Annotated in this window: 20 protein-coding genes and 2 pseudogenes (1 of these 22 only partly in view); 10 read left to right on the top strand and 12 right to left on the bottom strand. The window is 62.9% G+C overall.

Annotated elements, in window-relative coordinates:
* Positions 1-285: helix-turn-helix domain-containing protein (locus C484_RS17545; RefSeq protein ID WP_006827227.1), on the bottom strand; the 285-nt coding region annotated here is incomplete at its 3' end.
* Between the two features lie 94 nt (positions 286-379).
* Between C484_RS17545 and C484_RS24435 the strand changes: the two are divergent.
* Positions 380-548: pseudogene (locus C484_RS24435) on the top strand (IS6 family transposase); the annotation flags it as partial.
* 182 nt (positions 549-730) lie between these two features.
* Here the strand turns inward: C484_RS24435 and C484_RS23175 are convergent.
* The gene (locus C484_RS23175; protein ID WP_152422737.1) at positions 731-1,162 is read right to left on the bottom strand and encodes a hypothetical protein; all 432 of its coding nucleotides are present in this window, start codon (positions 1,160-1,162) and stop codon (positions 731-733) included.
* A 349-nt stretch (positions 1,163-1,511) separates the two neighbouring features.
* On the opposite strand from C484_RS23175, the gene C484_RS17540 reads away from it, so the two are divergent.
* On the top strand, positions 1,512-2,597 hold the full coding sequence (locus tag C484_RS17540) for a geranylgeranyl reductase family protein (RefSeq protein ID WP_006827226.1): 1,086 nt from the start codon (positions 1,512-1,514) through the stop codon (positions 2,595-2,597).
* A 6-nt stretch (positions 2,598-2,603) separates the two neighbouring features.
* Here C484_RS17540 and C484_RS17535 read toward each other — a convergent pair whose 3' ends face one another.
* Positions 2,604-3,296: a hypothetical protein gene (locus C484_RS17535; RefSeq protein ID WP_006827225.1), complete on the bottom strand. Its 693-nt coding sequence runs from the start codon at positions 3,294-3,296 to the stop codon at positions 2,604-2,606.
* A 124-nt stretch (positions 3,297-3,420) separates the two neighbouring features.
* Between C484_RS17535 and C484_RS17530 the strand changes: the two genes are divergently transcribed.
* On the top strand, positions 3,421-4,911 hold the full coding sequence (locus tag C484_RS17530; RefSeq protein ID WP_006827224.1) for an MATE family efflux transporter: 1,491 nt from the start codon (positions 3,421-3,423) through the stop codon (positions 4,909-4,911).
* Positions 4,912-4,980: 69 nt separating this feature from the next.
* Here the strand turns inward: C484_RS17530 and C484_RS17525 are convergent, their stop codons facing one another.
* The 4 genes from C484_RS17525 to C484_RS17510 form a co-directional block, all read right to left on the bottom strand.
* The gene (locus C484_RS17525; RefSeq protein WP_006827223.1) at positions 4,981-6,411 is read right to left on the bottom strand and encodes an FAD-binding oxidoreductase; all 1,431 of its coding nucleotides are present in this window, start codon (positions 6,409-6,411) and stop codon (positions 4,981-4,983) included.
* A 111-nt stretch (positions 6,412-6,522) separates the two neighbouring features.
* Positions 6,523-6,906: a hypothetical protein gene (locus C484_RS17520; protein ID WP_006827222.1), complete on the bottom strand. Its 384-nt coding sequence runs from the start codon at positions 6,904-6,906 to the stop codon at positions 6,523-6,525.
* 150 nt (positions 6,907-7,056) lie between these two features.
* A complete protein-coding gene (gene ygfZ, locus C484_RS17515; RefSeq protein WP_006827221.1) occupies positions 7,057-8,166 on the bottom strand; it encodes a CAF17-like 4Fe-4S cluster assembly/insertion protein YgfZ in 1,110 nt (369 codons plus the stop codon).
* 66 nt (positions 8,167-8,232) lie between these two features.
* The gene (locus C484_RS17510; protein ID WP_006827220.1) at positions 8,233-8,532 is read right to left on the bottom strand and encodes a DUF6432 family protein; all 300 of its coding nucleotides are present in this window, start codon (positions 8,530-8,532) and stop codon (positions 8,233-8,235) included.
* Between the two features lie 191 nt (positions 8,533-8,723).
* On the opposite strand from C484_RS17510, the gene C484_RS23760 reads away from it, so the two are divergent.
* The 3 genes from C484_RS23760 (at position 8,724) to C484_RS17495 (ending at position 10,841) form a co-directional block, all read left to right on the top strand.
* A complete protein-coding gene (locus C484_RS23760; protein WP_006827219.1) occupies positions 8,724-9,878 on the top strand; it encodes a DUF7093 family protein in 1,155 nt (384 codons plus the stop codon).
* Positions 9,879-10,046: 168 nt separating this feature from the next.
* Positions 10,047-10,430 carry a DUF5611 family protein gene (locus C484_RS17500; protein ID WP_006827218.1) on the top strand — a complete coding sequence of 128 codons (384 nt, stop codon included), beginning with the start codon at positions 10,047-10,049 and terminating at the stop codon, positions 10,428-10,430.
* Positions 10,431-10,652: 222 nt separating this feature from the next.
* Complete coding sequence (locus tag C484_RS17495; protein WP_006827217.1) at positions 10,653-10,841, top strand: hypothetical protein; 189 nt, start codon at positions 10,653-10,655, stop codon at positions 10,839-10,841.
* 48 nt (positions 10,842-10,889) lie between these two features.
* Here the strand turns inward: C484_RS17495 and C484_RS17490 are convergent, their stop codons facing one another.
* Positions 10,890-12,221, bottom strand: a complete 1,332-nt coding sequence (locus tag C484_RS17490) for a dicarboxylate/amino acid:cation symporter (protein WP_006827216.1) — start codon at positions 12,219-12,221, stop codon at positions 10,890-10,892.
* Between the two features lie 124 nt (positions 12,222-12,345).
* Positions 12,346-13,878 (bottom strand): heme-binding protein, encoded by a 1,533-nt coding sequence (locus tag C484_RS17485; protein ID WP_006827215.1) that lies wholly within the window; start codon positions 13,876-13,878, stop codon positions 12,346-12,348.
* Between the two features lie 100 nt (positions 13,879-13,978).
* Between C484_RS17485 and C484_RS17480 the strand changes: the two genes are divergently transcribed.
* Positions 13,979-14,506 (top strand): PadR family transcriptional regulator, encoded by a 528-nt coding sequence (locus tag C484_RS17480; RefSeq protein WP_006827214.1) that lies wholly within the window; start codon positions 13,979-13,981, stop codon positions 14,504-14,506.
* A gap of 77 nt (positions 14,507-14,583) precedes the next feature.
* Here C484_RS17480 and C484_RS17475 read toward each other — a convergent pair whose 3' ends face one another.
* From C484_RS17475 to pyrH, 3 genes are all read right to left on the bottom strand, one after another.
* Positions 14,584-16,425: a site-2 protease family protein gene (locus C484_RS17475; protein ID WP_006827213.1), complete on the bottom strand. Its 1,842-nt coding sequence runs from the start codon at positions 16,423-16,425 to the stop codon at positions 14,584-14,586.
* A 190-nt stretch (positions 16,426-16,615) separates the two neighbouring features.
* Positions 16,616-18,310 (bottom strand): lysine--tRNA ligase, encoded by a 1,695-nt coding sequence (gene lysS, locus C484_RS17470; RefSeq protein WP_006827212.1) that lies wholly within the window; start codon positions 18,308-18,310, stop codon positions 16,616-16,618.
* Positions 18,303-19,031 carry a UMP kinase gene (gene pyrH / locus C484_RS17465; RefSeq protein WP_006827211.1) on the bottom strand — a complete coding sequence of 243 codons (729 nt, stop codon included), beginning with the start codon at positions 19,029-19,031 and terminating at the stop codon, positions 18,303-18,305. Before pyrH ends, lysS begins: the two co-directional genes overlap by 8 nt.
* A 131-nt stretch (positions 19,032-19,162) precedes the next feature.
* Here pyrH and C484_RS17460 point away from each other — a divergent pair, with 131 nt between their 5' ends.
* The 3 genes and pseudogenes from C484_RS17460 to C484_RS17450 all read left to right on the top strand — a co-directional run.
* Positions 19,163-20,002, top strand: a complete 840-nt coding sequence (locus C484_RS17460; protein ID WP_006827210.1) for a molybdopterin synthase — start codon at positions 19,163-19,165, stop codon at positions 20,000-20,002.
* 254 nt (positions 20,003-20,256) lie between these two features.
* Positions 20,257-20,496, top strand: a complete 240-nt coding sequence (locus tag C484_RS17455; RefSeq protein WP_006107664.1) for a DUF7123 family protein — start codon at positions 20,257-20,259, stop codon at positions 20,494-20,496.
* Positions 20,497-20,671: 175 nt separating this feature from the next.
* A pseudogene (locus C484_RS17450) lies at positions 20,672-21,238 on the top strand (site-2 protease family protein); it runs 517 nt beyond the window's last position.

The following is a 21,238-nucleotide window of genomic DNA, read 5'->3' as shown; positions in this document are numbered from 1 at the left end:
GACATCGTAGGTCTCCTCGAGATGGTGCTGGACGAGCGCCGGCGTCCACGCCGGCGCGTCGAGCCCAACTTCTTCAGGGGATCTGTGGACTATTTCTTCGAACTCTTGCTGCTCTTTTTCTGAGAGTTTTCTCTTTCTCCCAGATCGATGAACATCAGTAACAGCCTGCTCAAGCGACTCGTCAGTATCGAGTCGCTTGAGCCAACTGTAGATTGTTCGCCGGCCGGTGTTATGCCACTCGGCTANGTGAAGTTCTTCGACAGAGATCTCGTCGAGATGATCCATTAGAAGCTTCAACAATCTATGGGCGGAAAGTTCTAACGGTTACTATAGTTGAGCCAGTTTGAGAAGATGAGAAGTTCTTGTTGCAAGTGTCACCATCATCTGCCTGCTTGGCGTAGATCGGTCGCATCAGGCGATCTGGCAGTGGAAAGAACGGCTAGCCGGCAGCGCTCCAGACCGCCGACGGCTTCGCCGTCGCGGTTGACGAAACCGCTGTCCAGATCACCGGTAACTGGTGCTGGGTGTATGCCGCGATCAATATTGAAATTGCTACTGGATATAGAGTTGTCGCTCTTGTGTAGTACATTGTTGAGGTAGAGCCATCTTGTGATTCTATGGTGAACTGAGCGAGACTAGAATCCGGTCGTTGGGCGATCAGACGGTCAGTCTCTATTCCAACTCCGCTATGGAGAGCTTCAACAATCTCCTACAGAAGAGCGTATGTGGATTACGGGCAATCATACCAAGGTTCGATCGTATCATCTTGAAGCGTGAGTCCGATATCCTTGATACCACAATCAAATGCCGGTCCCATCTCGGGATCATAGTTCCATGTTTTTGATATACCATTCTTTGTAAAGGCCATAATCTCTGAAGGTTCCTCTTCAATAGCTTTTTCTGAAGAAAAAGTACCAGGATCAAGTATGAATGTGTGTCTAAATATAATATCATTGTCCCCACTAACTATAACTGACACATATTCGCGGTCGTCTGTAGAATTATCCACACCCACTTCAGCTATCTCTGATTTCTTCTTTGACTGGCTTAGTGGTATATAATTCGAGCAACCCGATATCGACATAGCCATTGCGACGCTCGAAGTGGTGAGTAATTTCCTTCGGCTCATAATTCTTGCAAACTCAGGCTGTTTTTTAGACATTAGTTAACTAATCATCGTATTGAATCCCCTATAAACCTATTGTTAGCATTGATAGTTAGAAAAGCAAATATCAACCAAGACTGTCTAGTAGCGTTCCGAGTCTACTCTGCCTCGGCGATTGTTTTGGAAAATCGAACGCGACGCAAGTTCAGGGATAGAGATACACTAAGCGGTCCACGTTTGGACGCTGCTAGACTTGGTAGACTATGTAAAAACACATAACAACACGTGACTATTTCACAGACCAGTTCGAGAGATGGAGGCGGCGACCCCTCCTGTGGAGGCGGTTCTCACCAGCTAGTGCAGCCGTTCGACAGGCTATTTACCGACAGCCGTGAACGTGACGGACATGTACGATTTCGTCGTGGTGGGCGTCGGTCCCGCCGGCGCGCGGTTCGCCCGGCGGGCCGCCGAGAAGGGCTTTGACGTCCTCGCACTCGAACAGGGAACCATTGGGGTGCCACTCGCCTGTTCCGGACACGTCAGTACCGACATCTGGGGCTTCACCGGTCCCGGTGCACGCGAAGAACTCTTCCAGAACGAAATCTACGGCGCACGATTCCACGTCGGCGGTCCACACAGCGACGCCTACCCCTTCTACATGCGAGACGTCGCCTCGAACGTCATCGACCGCGTCGGCCTCGACCGCCACCTCGCCGAACTCGCACGCGAGGCCGGCGCGGACGTCCGCGAGGAACACACCGTCACCGACGTTCGCGAGCACCGCGACCGCGTCGAAATCGTCGCCAGCGGCCCCGACGGCACCGTCACTCACGAAGCAAAGATGGTCGCCGGCTGCGACGGCCCGCGATCGCGTGTGCGAGGTGAACTCGGGCTTCCGGAACCCGACGAGTTCCTTCACGGTGTGCTCGCCTTTTCCGACGAGGCGGACGAGCAGGATTTCGTCGACGTCCACCTCACGCCGCCGACGTTCTTCGCCTGGCGCATCCCGCGGGGTGACGCCGGCGTCGAGTACGGGCTGGCAGCGCCGCCGGGCGTACAGGTGACGAAGCACTTCGAGGAACTGATCGACGGCTACGAGATCGACGTGTCACACCGCTGTTCTGGTGCGATCCCGATCGGGCAGGCGGATCGCGTGACGAGTCGGCGAGGCTTTCTCATCGGCGATGCGGCCGCGCAGACGAAACCGTTCACGGGCGGCGGGATCCTCTACGGTATGACGAGCGCCGACCACGCCGCCCGCGAGATCGATCCCGATCGGCCGACGACGCTTCCGGCCTACGAACGCGCCTGGCGCGAGGACTTAGAACGCGAACAGCGATTGGGACACTGGATTCGCCGGGCGTACTCGTTTCCAGAACCAGTCCAGCACGTCGGTCTCGGGGCGCTCTCCGGCGAAATCGGCGTCCACATGGACCGGCCGACCTCGCTGGCCTCGCTGGATCACCTGAAGGCGTTGCTTTCCCGGCGCTGAGTACGGTCAGTACCGGGTCGTATCGTCGTAATTGTCGTAATCATCATAATCGTCGTCGGTGCCGTACGTAGCGCCGTCTCGTCCGCGGCGTTTGCGACGACTGCGACGGCCGCCACGCTGCGTCGAACCGTTATCGATTACCGCCATCGCGATCGTCCCGATACCGATACTCGAGATCACGAACGCGACGATTCTGCCGAGAACGGGAACGAATCCGGTGATCGCGGCGACGACGACCGCGACGGCTAACGCCGATGACCAACGCTCGGAGACGAGTCGACCGACGGCGAGATAGCCGAGTTCACCGCCGACGAGCGCCACGATGGCAAAGACCAGCGCCAGCGGAACGGCGAGGAGAATCCCGATCACCGTAATTGCCAACAGGAGAACCGCACCGAGAAAGCCGATCAGGGTAAGGAGACCGTAGCCGAACGCGGTCCCCGACCGATCGAGGGCGGTATCGGTCAACCTCCGGGTCCGATCGGGAGCGAATGCGATCAACAGTCCACCGATGACGAGCGTGGTGAGCGCACTCCCGATGGCGCTGGTGAACAACGACCCGATCACGGCATCCGTGCCGACGCGAGTGCCGTTCGGATCGGGCTGGGCGAGGACCGGTACTGCCGAAACCAGCAGCAGCGATATCGCCGCGAGTGTGAAACCGGCGGCCGTGCGAGAGGAGACAGAGGGCGAACGCATACCGAAATACTGCGATGTTCCAGTAATAAGCCTTCCCGTTCTGTCATGTATTCACCGCTGAACGACGGCTCTCGCGGGACGCCAAACGACAGACCGAAGGAATCGCTCTCGAAACAAACACGCGATGACAGGGCGAGTGACCGGCGTCGTGGCGTTCGTCGCGAATCTCTTCGAGCGTCTCGGCATCATCGACGCCGAGCGATTTCGCCCGACGATGGAACTAGCGTGGCCGCGGATTATCACCGGCTTCGCGATCATGTCGAAGCAGACGGCCGACTTGGCCATGGTCGGTACCGCCGTCGGCACCGCCGGAACTGCAGGGCTGGCGTACGCGCTCGCCTACTGGGAACTCGTGACGATGCTCGGCCTCGGTCTCGCGGGCGGCACCGTCTCGCTCGTTTCGCAGAACTACGGCGGCGAGGCGACCGACCGCGCGTCGCTCGTCGTCACCCAGAGCGTCCTGCTCGCCGTCGTTTTTGCCCTTCCGGTCGTAGCCGTCTTCCTCGCGTTCCCGAACGCGTTGATCGAACTCCTCGGCTCGAAAGCGGCACCGATCGATCACGGGCGCACCTACCTCGTGTTCGTCGCGCCGGCGGCGCTGTTCGAACTCTGCAACCTCATCGCCAGTCGCACCTACACCGGCGTCGGCGACACGTTCACAGAAATGGTTGCACGCGCCGGCGGAGCAGTTCTCAACGTCCTCCTGAGCGGCCTGCTGATCTTCGGCTTTGGACTGGGCGTCGCCGGCGCGGCGATCGGGACGACGCTGTCGACCGGGTTCGTCACGGTCGTCCTCGCGTGGGGGATGACCGGCCGCTCGTACGGCCGGCTCGGCATGGAGCCGAGTCCCGTCCCCATCACCGCAGACGGACCGTGGATCGATCGCGAACTCGTCCGCGAACTGATCGAGATTTCGATGCCCGAAATCGGCCGCCGGCTCGCGGCCGGTGCCGTCGTCTTCCCGCTGCTGTGGATCGCCGCTACCTTCGGGCCGGTCATCGTCACGGCCCTCGAAGTCGGTCGACGCGTCCGCGGCCTGATCAACAGCATCAACTGGGGACTTTCGCTCGCGGCGAGTTCACTCGTCGGCCAGCACCTCGGGTCGAGCGAGGAGGGGGAGGCGGCCGCCTACGGGACGGCGATTATTCGGCTCTCGGTCGTCCTCTACGCCGGGATCGCGGCGCTGGTGATCGTGTTCTCGGAGCCGATCGCGGTTCCGTTCGTCTCCGAGTCGAGCGAGGTGCCGGCGGCAGCGGCGTTCGTCGCCGTCGGCGCGGTGAGTTCGATCGGGTTCGGACTCGACGGCGCGGCAGCGGGCGTCCTCCTCGGGGCCGGCGATACGCGCCTGCCGTTTCTCGCCTCGCTGGCGGGACGCTACCTGTTCGCGATACCGGCCGCGTTGCTGGGCCCGGTCACGCCGCTCGGCATCGCGGCGCTGTACCTCGCGCTCCTGCTCGAGACGTACGTGCCGGGCGGGATCAACTACTGGCTGGTCAGGCGCGGTCGGTGGAAGGCCGTGAGCCGCCGCTACCGACCGTCGGCGACCGGGTCCGAAACCGAGGTCGAGGTCGGGACTGGGGCGGAGGACGAAGCCAAGAAAGAGACCGAAGACTGAACTCGGTCCGCCCGGCGGCCACTGCACACGTCGCCTCACGTCTCGTCACGGCAGGCCATCGGACCATCGTCAGTCGTCGGCCCGCTCCGAGAGCGCCTCGTTCCCCACGAACAGGGTCTCTGGATCGTACGTCGCCTTCAGGTCGCTGAAACGCGCGGCGTTCTCCCCGTAGAGCAGCGTCCCGGGATCCTCGTTCAACCCCGGAAAATTGCCGTACCGGCCCGCGCCGACCGACAGCGCCTGCACGTCGGCGATGGCCTCGCGCGCCCACGTCACGTTCGCATCGTCGTCCGCGGGGTCCTCCCAGTTCGCCTCGACGGCGAACATGTACGGCTTGTTCCGGTGCCAGAACGCGGTCGCGTCCCGCGGCACCTCGCCGACTGCGCCGTCCAGATGCCAGAGGTCGACCGTCGAGAGTTCGGACGGCGCGGATTCGTTGTACCGGACCATGACATCGACGAGTTCGTCGGTGAGGTCTGTCACGTAGATCGACTTCCAGTAGTACCGAAGCCCGTCGGGGTAGTCCTCGTCGAGCATCGACTGCAGGTCGGTAAACGCCATCGGCCCGCTGAAGTCCGCGATCGGCGTCAGCCCCGTTCGAAGCGACTCGAAAACGGACTCGGCGTCCGCGAGGTCGCCGCGGAACGACCCGAGGAACGCGACCGCGGCCTCGCCCCACGCCGACTCGGGGAACTCCTCGAGTTCGGGGACGTGTGCGGCGACCGCGAGAGTACCTGCGGTCCGCGGGGCGGTCTCGGTCCACTCCCGGAACCGGTCGACCACCCGGTGTGCTTCGTCACCGCGGAACCAGGCGAAGAACGCGTACACCTCGGGACCGACCTCGTGGAGGCTGAACTCGAACGATGTGACGACGCCGAACGCGCCGCCACCGCCGCGAACGCCCCAGAACAGCTCTTCGTTCCGGGCCGCACTCGCCGTGCGAACTCGTCCGTCCGCGGTGACGATATCGACGCTGACCAGGTTATCGAGCGCCAGTCCGTACTGGCGGCTGAGATGGCCGTATCCGCCGTTGAGCGTCAATCCTGCGACGCCGGTCTTCGAAACGGCACCGAGCGGCGTCGCGAGACCGAACAGTTGGGTTTCGCGGTCGACATCGCCGAGCGACGCGCCGCCCTCGACGCGGACCGTCCCCGCCTCGCGGTCGACGCGAACGCCGTTCATCGCCGAGAGATCGACGACGAGCCCGCCGTCGACGACGGCCGTGCCGGAAACGTTGTGGCCACCGCCGCGAACCCCGACGCTGAACTCGTGCTCGCGGGCGAAGTTCACTGCCGCAACGACGTCGGCGACGCCCGAACAGCGGGCGATGATCGCGGGATACTTGTCGATCATGCCGTTCCAGAGCCGTCGAGCGTCGTCGTACGACGGGTCCGACGGAAGCACGATCTCGCCCGAGAATTCCGCTTTGAACGAGCGAACGGCATCGCTCGGGAGGCGAGCGAGCGATCTCTCACCAGGTGTATCGGTAGCAGTTGCCATATGACGGCGTACGCTCCCGGCGAAGATAACTGAGTCGCTATTCCACGTACACCCGACTGTCTCGGGCTCTGACGGCCGGTTCAGTCGGTATCGATCCGACAGTTCGCCAGTTTACGCCGTGCCGATAACACCGCAGGTGATTGAACCCGGATCAACCAGTTCCACGCCGTCGACGGCATCGGTCGGCAACAACAGGACGGTGTCCTCAGGCAACGACTCCTCGACGCGAATCGGATGGCCGAGCGCGTCCTCGAGTTCAGCGACGGAGGGATCAGCCTCGGTAGCGTCGGTTGGAAGGACGAAGACGAGTTCGGCCGGCCGGTCGTGGTCGGTTTCGGCCATCTCGAGCAGCGCGGACAGCGCGTCGGCATCGAGCGATTCGAGCGAGCGGATAGTCACGCGCTCGGTGTCGGAACCGGGTGCGTCGGCCGACTGCGTGCGAACGCGGTCCGCCAGTTCCGCGAAATCGGTGTCGTCGAAGTCGGATGCGGTCATAGTCGACCGTGCACTCTCGCCGCCCTTGAGCGTGGGCCCGGACAGTTCCGGTGCGGGTTCCGGTTCTGGTTCTCGTTTGGGTTCCGAGTCCGAGTCCGATTGTAACTCCTATTCCAGGTCCGACCCGCCGCCGACGCCACCGAACCGCGATTACGGATACACCGGCAGTCGAGCGGAGTCGTCCGACCCGTCGACGAACGGCAGTTCGGTCCGCACTGCCGGCACCTCCTCGCCATCGACACGGACGGTGACCGTATCGGTTTCGAGACTGAACTCGACGAGCGCGAGCGCGATCGGTGACTCGAGAATCGGGCTGACGCCCGCCCGCGTAATCTCGCCGACGGAGGCATCGCCGTCGAAGACGGCCGCGCCTGATTCGGGGACGAGTTCAGTTGCCGGCTCGCTGCCGTGTTCGAGCGTTAGCCCGACCAGCCGCCGACTCGGCTGTCCCTGATTTTCGACCCGTGAGACGACTTCCTGGCCGACGTAACAGCCCTTCTCGAAGTCGAGGGCGGTGCGCAGGCCGAGCACGTTCGGAATCGTCCCCTCGAGTTCGGTTTCGAACAGCGGGGTGCCGGCCTCGAGACAGAGGCTGTCCCAGGTTCGGTAGCCGAACGGGGCGGCGTTCATGCCCTGGTTCAACAGCGTGTCGTAGACCGCCTCGGCGTCGGCGGCGGCGCAGACGACCTCGTAACTCTCCTCGCCCGTCAGCGCGTCCGTCCGGATGACGGTGACGCCCTCGTCGCCCATCGTGCCGCGCACGAAGGAAAACCGCTCGTCGGGCGAGGCGGCACCGTTTAAAACGCTCGCGACTTTTTCGGTCGCCTTCGGGCCGTGGATGCCGAAGATTGCGAACTCGTCGGTCGCAACGTCGATTTCGACGTCCTGAATAAAGACCTTCTCGGACCAGTCGGCGGCGAGGTCCCCAGCGGTTCCGGGCGGCGTAAAGAGCAGGAGTCGCTCGCCGGCGTTGTAGACGTAGAGTTCGATCTCGATGCCGCCCTGTGGGTCGAGGACGAGCGCGTAACAGCCCTGGCCGTCGGTTGCGGGAACGCGGTTCGAGACGACGTTGTCGACGTACTCGCGGCGGTCGTCGCCGGTGACGACGATGACATCGGAGGCGAGTTCGAGCAGTCCGACGCCGTTGCGAACCGCGCGATGGGTTCGTGCCGGGCGTCCGAAGTTCTCGACAATCGTCCGGCCGCCCCGCTCGCCGAACGTCGCTCCGTGATCCTCGTGAACGGACGAAATAAGGCTCATACGTTCGGACAGGGGCCAGGTACCCACAGGCGTTTCGATTCGAATGGCCGAACGAGGCGGTTCGGGTCAGAACGGAAAGCGGTCCCGGAGCCAGTCGCCGATGGATCGGTCGTCGTCCTCCGTCGTCGGCTCGTCGGGAACGACGCGCTCGTCCGGTTTGATCAGCGTCTCGCTCCCGCTCGTTTCGACGAGGATCAGGTCGTCGTCTTTCAACGTCGCGAGGGCGTCCTCCAGGTCGTCGATTTCGGCTTCGACGGCGGCCCGGAGTTCGAGGACGGACATCCCGTCATCGGTGCGGTCGACGAGCGCATCGAGGACCGCAACCTCCGTCCGCTCCCGGTCTCGGTACTCCGGCTTTGCTCTCATCGGTTTCCGTTGCTAGCTTCGACGACCTGGGATTTGACGTTTGTTGTTACGGCCGACGGTGACGACGAGTACGGGTTTCTGAGCGTGTCTGTTCGAGAGCAGTCTCAAGAGCCATCAGCGCCGTCACATGACACGAAACGGGACGGTTCAGGCGGTACGTTTTTTATGGCCAGGCTCGGTACGATGGGACAATGGTCCTGCGATGTTCGCTGCTCGGGCACGACTACGGCGAGTCCGGAGTCGACCGCGAGCGCGAAGAACGGGGCAGTGAGGTCGTCGTCACCGTCCAGGAGTACGAGGAGTGTGTTCGCTGCGGTGACAGACACGTCATCAGTGAGAACACCGAGGTGACGAGTCTCTCGGCAGCACGGGCAGCCGAGCCCGACGCTCGGAGCGAGCCGAGCGAGACTGCGGCGACGGACCGAGAACTGCCTCTCGAGAGTGATACCGACACTGGCACAGATACGAAGACCGAGACACCCGCATCGACAACCCCCCAGCGGGAACACGCTGAGCAGGACGGGTCCGTCCACGACCAAGGCTCTAATCCGGCGTCTGACTCGATTACCGATGACGCGACGATTATCGACGCCGATACTGACGCCGACGCCGATCCGGATCCCGATGCGACTGCGGGCAGCGAAACGGAATCCGGGCCAGCGATCAACGCGAATGCAGACAGTGACAGCGTTGAGCGTCCCGACGGTGAGGTGACCGACAGTACTCGAGACGTTCCAACCGACGAGAACGGCGAGCCGATTACCGACGACGGCGAGATTCTCGAAGACGACGACCCCGAACCCGAACGCAACCGGGACAGAGAACACGGCGAATGGCCAGACTCTGAGGACGTTGGCCCGCCGGTCGATGACGACCCTAACGGGGAGTGGCCCGACGCAGACGACTACGAGACGGACCCGACCGAGGACGATGCCGTCGTCCTCGAACACGATTCAACCGCGTACGAAGACCAGTCGGCAGTTGACGCCAGAACGGTAACGGCAGATCCCTCCGGCAGTGACGCACAGTTCAGCGCCGGTGAGACGGACTCAGGCGTCGGTGCGAATACCGTCACCGGCGAGGCCAGTACCGGTCGCTCCGGTGAGGCCCCCACGAGCAGTCCGAGTTCAAGCGCTGACACCGGTACTGGCACCGGTATCGAACGCGTCAGCGATGCCCCCGCACCCGGCGACTCGAGCCCCCCAACGGAGGACGTTCCCACCGAGTTCTACTGTCCGCGCTGTGACTTCGTCACCACGGGCGACCGTGGCTCGCTTCGAACCGGCGACATCTGTCCGGAGTGTCGAAAAGGATACCTCGGCGAGCGGGCACAGCATAGCGAGTGACGGACTGTCTGGCGAGTGACTGTTCGATCGCTCAGCGCTGACGGGTGCAGCCAAATCGGTTTCACCGCTCTCCATTTCTCCGACCGCAATCGTCCTCGCAGAACCTGTTGAACACCGACAACATCGAGTATGAAAAGAGGTAAACACTCCCCCGTGTATCTCCAATCCATGAAGGAGTACAAGATGCGTCGCGGTGAATATCTCGAAGAGCGAATTCCTGACATGAAGGCGACAGTCGAGGACTACTTCGGCCCGATTACGGAGACCCAGGAGTTCAAGGGCAGCGACCTCTACGTCATCGGCGAACCTGACAACCCTGTCTTCGAGAAAATCGTCGCCGGAACCGTCGAATACTCCGGGAAGAAGGACAAACTCGGCGTCGAGTTCCACGAACGCGATCCGACCGAACTCGAACCGGACGAACTCGAGGCTGCCGGCGAGGCCGTCGATGCGAAAAACGACTTCCTGCTCGAGGCAACTGGCCGCGACGCAAAGGCCCGCCGCGATTCGCTGAAGCGGTCGGTCGAAGACGATTCGGACCACGATTTCTAAGCGTTCTCAAGCGGTTTGTTTGCGGCCTGGACAGTCGGTAGTCGTCGGTTCGAGCGTTCAGCAAGCGGCTCGACTCGGGGTTGAGACGACTCTCTAACGGAGAGAATACGGAACGCGTCCAGAACCTGAAACTCAGAACTCAACACCCAGAATATAGAACCCGGTACCCAGAAGAACCGACGTTCCGAAACGGCTATTGGGCACACGTCGAATACGCCACTCATGGATTTCGCTGCGTTCGGACTCGCGACACTGACCGCACACGTCGGGTTTGCAGTATTCGTAACGGCCCACGCGTTCCTGACGGATCGCGCGGCGGGCAACTGGCCCTACATCACGCTCGGCCTCGGCATCGCTGGAGTCGCGGGCTACTTCTTCTACGACCGGTCGCCGGCAGCGGGCTCGAGCTGAACTCGCTACGACTCCCGCTGTACGTGGGCCGCGGGTAGTCCGTGCGTCTCAATCCGTCGTCACACCGCGTGTTTCACCGCCATCACCACCGGGATCGCCATCAGCCCAAACGCCCTCGCTGAACTCGATCGAGCTCGTCCACTTGCCGACGACGGAGGAGACGGCGAGGTCGCCGGTGACGTTGTTCATAGTTGCGATCCGACCCAGGATGGGGTCGACACCGGCGACGAAACCGACGATCTCCAGGGGAAGTCCGACCGCGTTCAGGATAACGGTAAGCATGATCAGCCCTGCACCGGGAACGCCGGCAGTGCCGATGCTGATCGTGATCACGGTAAAGAGGATCATGATCTGTTCGCCGAGGCCCAGCGAGACGCCGACCAGGTTCGCGGCAAAGACCGCCGTGACGGCCTGTCGAATCGCTGCACCGTCCATGTTGATCGTCGCGCCGAGCGGGAGTCCGAACCCGTAGACCGATTCGTCGATCCGCAGGTTCTCCTCGGCGTCCGTGATCGTCACCGGCAGCGTCCCGCTCGAGGAGCGGATCGTAAACGCCGTCATCATTGCGTCCTTCGCGCCAGCGAGAAACGCGAGCGGCGACTGACCCAGAACGCCCACGGTCAGCAGGCCGAGATAGGTGACGGTCATGTGCACCGCGACGCCGACCGCGATGACCGCGACGAGCGACGCCAACTGGAGGAGCGCGTCGGACCCGCCCGAGCCGATCGACGAGGCCATCAGCGCGAAGACGCCGATCACGCCGTACTCCATCACGCCCCAGACGATCTTGAACAGCGCCTGCGTGCCGGCTTCGACGAACGCGAAGAAGCCGTTTACCGCACCACTCACCGTGTCGTCGGTCGTTTCCGCTCGAACGATCGTCAGCGCAAGCCCGAAGACGATGACGAAGAAGATCGTCGCCAGAATCTCGCCGTTGGCCATCGCCGACAGCGGGTTGTCGGGGACGATGCCGAGTACCACCTCGGTCACCGTCGGCGGGTCGGCCGAGTCCGCCTCCCCGCCGGTGAACTCGACCGCGTGGCCGGGATCGAACAGGTTCGCGACTGCGAGCCCGATGGTGGCCGCGACCGCCGTCGTCACGATATACATCCCGACGGTCAACCCACCGACTTTCCCGAGTTTCGACGGCGTCAACTTGCGCATCCCGCCCAGCAGCGTAAAGACGATGATCGGGATGATCAGCATCTCGAGCAACTGCAAGAAGAGTTCACCGAGGGGGTCAAGAAGCGTCGCCCGCTCGCCGAAGCCCACTCCGACGAGCGACCCTAGAACGAACGCGACCGCGATTCGATAGATAATCGGTATCGACCGATACGAACGCCAGAGACGTCGTCCAAGCGACGAGTTCGTCTCGCTCATTGACCGGTGTTAGAACGGCATCGATCAACCGATGTCGGTTCCGGAGAGACTGACCGTCGCCTGTGATGGGCGGCGTGAGGGGAACACCCGGAATCGTGCCAGGTGTGAGGCCTGAACCGGTCGATCAGGCCAAAAAGACGTGTCGCGGACGGTCAGTGAGAACGTCACGACCGAACTCGACGGCGTCCGCGAAGGCGTCGCTGCGGAAGAACTGCATGGCGTCCTCGCGGGAATCCCAGCGGCTGGCGATGAACATGTCGTTTTCGTCCTCGCGGTTTTCGAGCAGGTCGGTCTTGCGGTGGCCGTCCATGTCGGCAAGAATCGATTCGGCATCGTCGAACACGCCGACGAAGTCCGAGCGGTGCTCGGGTTCGACGGTGTAGAACATCCCCATGGTTCCCCAGGAGTCGTCCTCGTCGTCGCCGGCCTGGCGGACGATGTCGGGGAGGTCGGCGAGGAAGCCGGCGGCGGTGTTTGCGGCGCGGTCGGTCTCCCAGAGGCTGACGACTGCGGTTTCGGCCGCAGAGTCGCTCTCCTGTGGCTCGTAAACCGCTGTCTTCAGGTGTGTATCGTAGTGATCGAAGTTTTTCCGCAGCCCCTCGACTTCCTCGAACAACTCGTCGGAGTCGGCCGCGGAGTAGAGCACGACGGCGTGGACATCCTCGCCGTGGGGCTGACCCGCGTAGACGCCGAGTTCATCCAGTTCGCTGCGGACGCTCTCGTCGTCACTGTCGTCGCTGTCGTCGCCGTGTGGGCTGTCCGAGTCGTGGCCGTGGTGATGCGAATCGCCGTCCTCGTGGCCATGACCGTGGCTATGGCTATGCTCGTGGTGTCCGCTCTGATCGTGAGAGCCGTGCGGATCCGCCGACTCCTGCGGGACCGGCTCCCCCGCGAGGAACGCCCCCAGATTCGCCGGCGGGAACCGCCGCGCCGAGAGGAACCGGCCGAACTCCGCGAAGTGTGAACTCGACGGGTCGAAACGCATCTCGGTGAGCAGTTCCTTCACGTCGGTCGGATCGTCCGCGAACAGCGTCACGCCCCACTCGAAGTCGTCCAGGCCGACGCTGCCCGAGATGATCTGCGTCACGCGACCGGCGTAGTCCCGACCGATGTCGCCGTGAGCCGAGAGGTGCTCGGCACGCTCGTCAAACGGCAGGTCGTACCAGTTATCTTCCGGCCCGCGGCGCTTGTCCATCGGATAGAAACTGACGAACTCGCTGTCCGGGATTTCGGGTTTCAGTCTGGACTCGATGTACCGTTTGGTCCCCGTGTCCTCGATTTCGCCGTCCTCCTCGAAGTACTCCTGGGACATGTACCCCGAGACCTCGGTCACCGAGAGGTACGAATCCGTGCGCTCGGTGAACTCGGCGAGTGCGGTTTGTTCGAACCGGCGCTCGAGGGTATCGAGGTCGGCCAGCGTCGGGCGCAGGTGCAAGACCAGGAGGTCGGCCTTGTGACCGAGCACGGAGAATACCGCAGAATCACCCTCCTCGGCATCCGCGAGTTCAGTTGCGGCCGAGAGGTAGTCGACTCCCTCCGCGAGCGCTCGCGAGCGGCGGTGCTCTGGGGCGTCGCGCCAGCCGTCCCAGTCGATCGAGCGGAAGTCGTGTAAGACGTACCAGCCTTCGTCGGTCTGTGGCGGTTGCCGTCGGTCCATACGCGCGGGTTGGGACGGCGAGGCCAAGAAGGACCGGGTTTCGGGCGGACACGAGTGTGACCGAAACCCTTTACGTACGTCCGTTTAAATCACGACTCGTATGCGGAAAAGTGGACCGCCGAAGGGACTTATTGCCTATCTCGTCCTCGAACTGCTCGAGGAGAAACCCCGGTACGGCTACGAAATTCTGAAGGAAATCCGCGAGATCAGTGGTGGCCACTGGGAACCGTCCTACGGCTCCGTGTATCCGATCCTCTATAAATTCGAAGAGAAGGGCTGGGCCGAACGCCTCGAACGCGAGGACGAACCCGACCGCAAGTACTTCGAACTCACCGACGCCGGCGCGAGTGAACTCGAAGAGCGTCGCGAGAGCAGCACGGAGAAGGCACGGGACTTCGCGGACGTTATTCTCGGTTTTTTCCACGTCTACGCCGCGTTCTCGACGGATGAGCGCTTCGAGATTCCCGAGAATGAGGGAGAGTGGCAGTTCAACGAGACGTTCAGTCGATGGGTCGTCGAACAGGTCGTTCGCCACCACGAACACTACTTCGATACCGACTTCGAGCGTCTCGATTCGACACCTGAGGAGTTCTACGAGCGCCACGGAATCGACGTGGACGACAAGTGACTCGAGTAGCCTGAGTTCCGAAGCAATCAGAATGACCGATTGACGGGTGAGGAGTGAAGAGTGTCACTCGTATCCGATTAACCGGCGAGCATCCCCTGGGCGAATATCATCGCCAGGAAACTCACAAACATCGTGAGGCCGACGGAGGTCGTCACAACTCGGACCATCCCGCGGGTTGCATCGATCGGTAGACGTGAGATGATCGCTTCCGTGCTGGTTCGGAGGATATGACCCCCGTCGAGCGGGAACGCCGGGATGCAGTTGAAGAAGCCGAGTTGGACGTTGATCCAGCCAGTCCAGAACAGCAGATTGGCTAGCATGAAGACGGTGCCATCACCGAGAACGCCGAGTGCACCCTGGGCTTCGTAGAAGTTTCCGATACCACCGGTGAAACCGGCGAAATTATACGGAAGGAGTTCGAGGACGCCGGCGAGCGGAAGTAGTAGCGAGAAACCGATCTTCCCGATGAACGTATCGGTCACTGCGCCCGAGTTGGTGTTCCCGTTCCCGCCGAGGACCGCGAGGTACTTGTCAGCGGGGTACAGTTGGGCACCGAGCGTATCGTTCAGCTCAAATCCACTGATGCCGACCGTTCCGATGATACCGAGATACGGGTGATCGGTCTGCTGTGGGTGTTCGCCGAGCGTGACGGTCGTCTCCTGACGGTCACCGCCCGCGTACGTGACGAGCGAGAGTTCATCGCCGGGGTCGCGATCGGAGAGTTGGGCGGTGAGATCGCTGTAGTCGTAGACGCGTTCGCCGTCGACGGCGGTGATAACGACGGATTCGCCGGCGGCATCGGTGGCCCCGGCCAACGGTTCGCCTTCGAGGACGGTAACGAGCGGTCCGATTGGGGATTCGTAGTCGGTCCTCTCGTCAGAATCTTCGGCTTCGACGGTGAGCGTCGCCGTTTCGTCGTCGCCGACGGCGTCGCGGAACTCGTCCTCGGTTGCGACCCCCTCGCCGTTGACGGCGACGACGGAATCGCCGGTCGAGATGGGTGCTGGCCCGTTGTCGACCGCCGCGGTGACAAGCAACGAGTGATCGACCGGAACCGTTCGCTCGCCGTTGAGTTCGACAGAGACCTCCTCGTCGCTGCCCTCGAGATGCGTCGAGAGATCGGCATTATCCGCGACCGGCTCACCGTTGATCGCGGTGATTCGATCGTTCGGTTCGATGCCGGCGTCTTCGGCCGGCGAGTTCGGCGCGACGCCGCCGACGGCAGCGCCCGGGGCGACGGCGATCGAGCCGACGACCGGGCCGAACAGGAGGGCAAACGCGAGGATCGTGATCGCGAAGTTGTTCGTCACGCCGGCGGCGAACATCCGCGTCTGCCCGCCGCGGGAGGCGTCCTTGCTGCTCTCCTGATCGGGTTCGACGAACGCGCCGACCGGGAGAACGGCGAGCATCGCGACGCCCATCGACTCGATGTCGATGTCTTCGACGCGACAGAGCAGCCCGTGTCCGCCCTCGTGGACGACGAGGCCGACGAGCAGGCCGACGACGATCCCCGGCGTCGCGGACAGCGGAAGGAAGTCGTTGACGCCAGGAATAACCAGGACGTTCCGGGGCTGCTGGACGGTTCCGGTCGGCTGGGGCGAACTCACCGCCGCGATCCCTGCGAGCAGCAAGAAGCCGAACATCGCCACCATGACGACGACGGCGATGCCGATGCCGAGGTTCGCCCAGGCCCGCCAGAATCGCTTCGGGCCCGCGAGCCAATCCAGGACGGCGCGGCCGCGTTTGGTGTGGAGAGTGAGAATCGGCCCCTGCGTGCCGACGAACTCGGGGAGGTACCCCGACCTCTGGAGTGCAATGATCCCGATCCAGTAGAGCAAGAGTCCCACGACGACCCACGTGAGAATCTCCGACCCGAAGAGTTCGGGAACCGAGACAACCGCTGGCGTACCGAGATCCATCGACAGTAATTCAGCGCGGTGCTCTCAAAGGGCTTTTGTCTGTCGTCGCGTCGCGAATGCGAACCGCTGTCGTCTTTGGAAGACGAACGCGTGAGACGAGACGAGAAGCGAAATCAAGACGGGATAGCGAGCGAGAACGGAGCAGCGAGAACGAGCGGCCGAACAAGCGAACGCAACACGTGAACCGCGACTACCGCTCCCGGCGAAGCCGCGCAACGACGAACTCCCGATCCACCTTCGCCAGAAACGGCCCGAGCTGTGGCCCCTGCTCCTCGTCGAAAAAGAGCCGGTAACCCGCACCGAAGAACTCGCCGACAGCCACGTCGTGGCGCTTTGCCGTCTCGTAGATCTCTCCCTGAATCTCCTCGGCATCGTGGCCCTCCTCGATGAAGTCCGCGAGTTCGGCGAGCGCCTCCTCGGTCGCCGCGTCGAACTCGTGATCGGGGATGGCAGTGCGCTTGAGTTCGTAGTCGAACTCGTTTTCGGTGCGGCGCGCCCAGTTGCGCGCCCGTTCGACGCGAGCCAGCGCGTCCTCGACGGCCCACTCGGGGGCGTCGTCGGGGATGTGGCCCTCGCGGCGGGCGATTTCCTCGCGTAGGTCCGGGTCATCGGTCATGCCGAGCACCGCGGCGAAGGTGTAGGGAAGCCGGATGCGCTCCTCGCGCGGGTTCTCGACCACGAATGGGTAGACTCGCTCTGCGAACGCCCGCTCGTCCTCGCTGGCCTCCGCTACTTCGTCGAAGTAGATCGCTTCGAAGCGATCGAACTCGTCGACGAGTTGGTCGAGGCGTTCGATGCTGAAGTCTCGCGCCCGCGAAGGGTCCTTCGCGAAGAAGTACCGGAGAACCTCGGGTTCGAGTAGTTCGAGCACGTCCGAGACCAGAATCACGTTCCCCTCGGAGGAGGAGAACGGCTCGCCGTCGAGGGTGAACCACTCGTAGACCATCGGAACGGGCGGTTCGATTTCGAGGACGTTGCGCGCCACGTCGTCGCCACTCGGCCAGGAGCCCTCGGCGTGGTCCTTGCCGAAGGGTTCGAAGTCGACGCCCAACACCTGCCACTGGGCGGGCCACTCGAAGCGCCAGGGCATCTTGCCCTCCCGAAGCGTGGCGGTCCCCTCGTGGCCGCAGCCGTCGATAGTGCTGTCGCCGGCGTCAAGGTCGGTACACCGGTAGTCGACCGTTGGCGTTCCATCCCCGTTGACATCGACGCTCGTCACCGTTTCCGTGATCTTCCCGCAGTTCTCGCAGATGGGATTGAAGGGGACGTAGTCCTCGTCGACCTTGTCCTGGTACTCGGCGAGTACCTCACGGGCGCGCTCCCGGTTTTCGAGGACGTGGCGAGTTACGTCGTCGAACTCGCCGTCCTCGTACAGATCGGTCGTCGAGACCATGTCGATCGGCACGTCGACGGCGTCCGCGCTGTCCTGAATGATCTGCGAGAAGTGATCGCCGTAGGAGTCACAGCAGCCGAACGGGTCGGGGATATCGGTGTAGGGGTGGCCGAGATTGCGTCCGAGCGCGCCGGCGTCGACCTCACCGAGATCGACGAGTTCACCGTCGAGATTACAGAGCGTACGCGGGAGTTTCCGAAGCGGGTCGCGGTCGTCCGCGGTGAAGACTTGTCGGACTTCGTAGCCGCGGTCGCGCAGGACTTCGGCGACGAAGTAGCCGCGCATAATCTCGTTGACGTTCCCGAGGTGTGGAACGCCGGAGGGGGAGATGCCGCCCTTGATAACGATTTCCGCGTCCTCCTCGTCGGCGTCTCGGTCGGCTACGCGTTCCTCGACGCGGTCTGCGACCGTATCGGCCCAGAAGGCGTGGCGGGTCTCGTCGCCCTCCTGTTGGAGCGTGTACGGACTCCGTCCGGCGTCGTCGTCACTCATCTTCGTCCTGCGCCCAGTAGGTCGGTTCTTCGCCGGCACCGTCCGGGATCACGTCGGTGCCATCGTGTTCGCCGTAGCGGACCGCCTTTGCGATCCGGTCCGGATCGGTGCCGTCGAGGACGATCGTGCGCATGCCAGAGCGCTCGATTATCTTCGCCGCAAGCAGGTCGACGGGCGCGGACGCGCCGGCGTTCATCTCGAGGCCGGCGATAACGTCGACGAGTTCGTCCGCACTGAGGTCGTCGTACTTGGTCGCGTCGTCGTCCTCGTTGGGATCGGTGCTGTAGACGCCGGGGACGCTCGTGGCGTAAACCAGCAGGTCGGCATCGATGTATTCGGCGAGGGCAGCACCGACGGCGTCGGTGGTCTGTGCGGGTGCGACCCCGCCCATCACCGAGACGTCGCCGCGCCGGAGCGCCTCGCCGGCCTCGTCGTAGTTCTCCGCGGGCGCGGTGACGGCGTCCTCGCCGAGCGCGGCGATGAGCAGGCGCGCGTTGAGCCGGGTCACGTCGATGCCCAGCTGATCGAGTTCGATTTCGTTTGCCCCGAGATCGCGTGCGGCCCCGATGTACTCGCGTGCGACGCCGCCGCCCCCGACGACGGCACCGACGCGACAACCGTCCGCGACGAGGTCTTCGACGACGGCGGCGTGTTCGGCCACCCGATCAGCCCCGGGTTTGGGGACGAGCACGCTGCCGCCGATAGAGACGACCACTTTCATGCTAACCCGGTGTAACCGGGTTGCTATCTTAAGAGTTGCCAACTGCAGACCGACTGTGAGAGACCACCAGTCGACCGGAAACGGCGGCGACAGCTACAAAGCCTAACCGACCGATAGCATACACAACGACGATGTACGTACTCGGAATCCTCGACGGCGGGGGCGGCGACGAGACGGTCGATCGGGTCGTCGACGGCGCTATCGATCAACTCGCGCAGGCGGGTCGCGTCGGCGTCATCCGCTACGACGCGACGATCGCGGACGGGACACACGGTGCGCTCACGACAGGTGGCGACGTGACCGTTGATCTCGGGGCCGACGGCGATTGGACCGCAAGCGGAACCGGCCTCTCCGTTCAGCAGGCTCTCGATCGGCTCGCGCCCGACTGCGACTACGCCGTCGTCGTCGGCGTCTCCTCGCTCCGATACCCCGCCGTCGTCGTCGGCGACGACCCGACCGCGCGCGAGCACGAACACACTCCCGCCGACACCCTCGCCACGATTGCCAGCGCCACCGAACTCGGCGATATCGACCTCCGCGAGCGCCTCGAAGCGACCGATCCCCACCGAACCCTCGGCTCGCTCGTCGAGCGCGTCAAGCGCTCCCCCCACGCACCGCGCGCCGGCGCAATCGCGACCTTCACCGGGCGCGTCCGGCAGAAAGACACCGAGGACGACACCCCCACGCAGTACCTCGAGTTCGAGAAGTACGAGGGCGTTGCGGACGAACGAATGGCCGCGCTCGAACGCGAACTCGAGGCGCGCGACGGCGTCTTCGCCGTCGAACTCTACCACCGAACCGGCGTCGTCGAGGACGGCGAGGACATCGTCTTCGTCGTCGTGCTCGCGGGCCACCGCGAAGAAGCGTTCCGGACCGTCGAGGACGGGATCAACCGGTTAAAAGACGAGGTTCCGCTGTTCAAAAAGGAGGTGACGCTCGAGGACGAGTTCTGGGTTCACGATCGATCGTAACCGCTTTAGTCGTTCAGCCACCCATAGATTCGTATAGAACGTTTCACCAACCAAGGAAGTCGTCCACAACGACTTAGATAGAATATAATTCCTTAGATTCGGTTTTAAAACGTCTCGGATACTCTGAGGGACTCGTAAAACAGAACGTAAATCGAAGTGAAACGTCCGAAAGGTGCGGTCACGCTAAACGCAACCGAAATGCTGCTAACCATCCATCCTTTATAACATATTGCTTGTCAGAGTGGGTAGTGTCGATGAGCACGACAGCCCAACCCTCCACGGAAAGCAAAGAACACCGCCTGAAACGCTACCTTCGCGAACGTGCAGAAGACGGCGAGCTCTACTTCAAAGGGAAGTTCATCGCCGACGACGTTGGTATGTCCCCGAAGGAGATCGGCGCGCTGATGGTCAAGCTCTCGGAGTCGGCAACCGACCTCGAGATCGAAAAGTGGTCCTACACCAGTGCGACCACGTGGCGCGTCGAACCCGCCTGATCCCTCCAGTCACACCCGCTTGCCGCCGCGCAGTTGTCCGCCCCCATCCGCTTCGATGGTGGTCTCGATACTCGAAGCCGGTATCGAGATCAGTAATCGAACTCCGAAATCGGGACGATAGCAATTCCTGACTAACTGCAGTCGATTTATACGAGCCGGCAACGAACCTCCGGTGATGGACGACCGTGCTTCGTCCGGAATTGGCCCAGCACGCCGAGCGACAGCGACAGACGAGGCGACGACAGATGGGCCTCCGATCGAGCGTATCGAGTCCGTATTCGCGGTCTACGAGGTGCGAACCGACGGCGACTCGGTCGTCTACTACGGCGACCCGCTGGTTCAGCCGGAGCAATTGCTCCGGGAGGTGTGGCCCGTCTTTCGAGAGTACGGCTACGAACCACAGTTCGAGACGCGCCACGGGGAGCACGTTGTCGTTGCCGAACCGTCGAGCATCGGTATCGACGGGATTCCGTGGACGAACATCCTGCTGTTCGGTGCGACCGTCCTCTCGACGCTGTTTGCAGGCGCGATGTGGTATCACATCGATCCGATCGCGAATCCCGCCGAAATGTGGCAGGCGTGGCCCTTCTCAATCGCGATTCTCAGCGTGCTCGGCGTCCACGAGATGGGCCACTACGTGATGAGTCGCTACCACCAGGTCGACGCCACGCTCCCGTACTTTCTCCCGGTGCCGACGCTCATCGGGACGATGGGCGCTATTGCTCAGATCGGAAGAGCGGTT

Origin of the sequence: Natrialba taiwanensis DSM 12281 (genome assembly GCF_000337595.1) — an archaeon.
Classification (GTDB): Archaea; Halobacteriota; Halobacteria; order Halobacteriales; family Natrialbaceae; genus Natrialba; species Natrialba taiwanensis.
The sequence above is the reverse complement of the archived record's forward strand: the minus strand, read 5'-3'. Positions and strand labels throughout refer to the sequence as shown.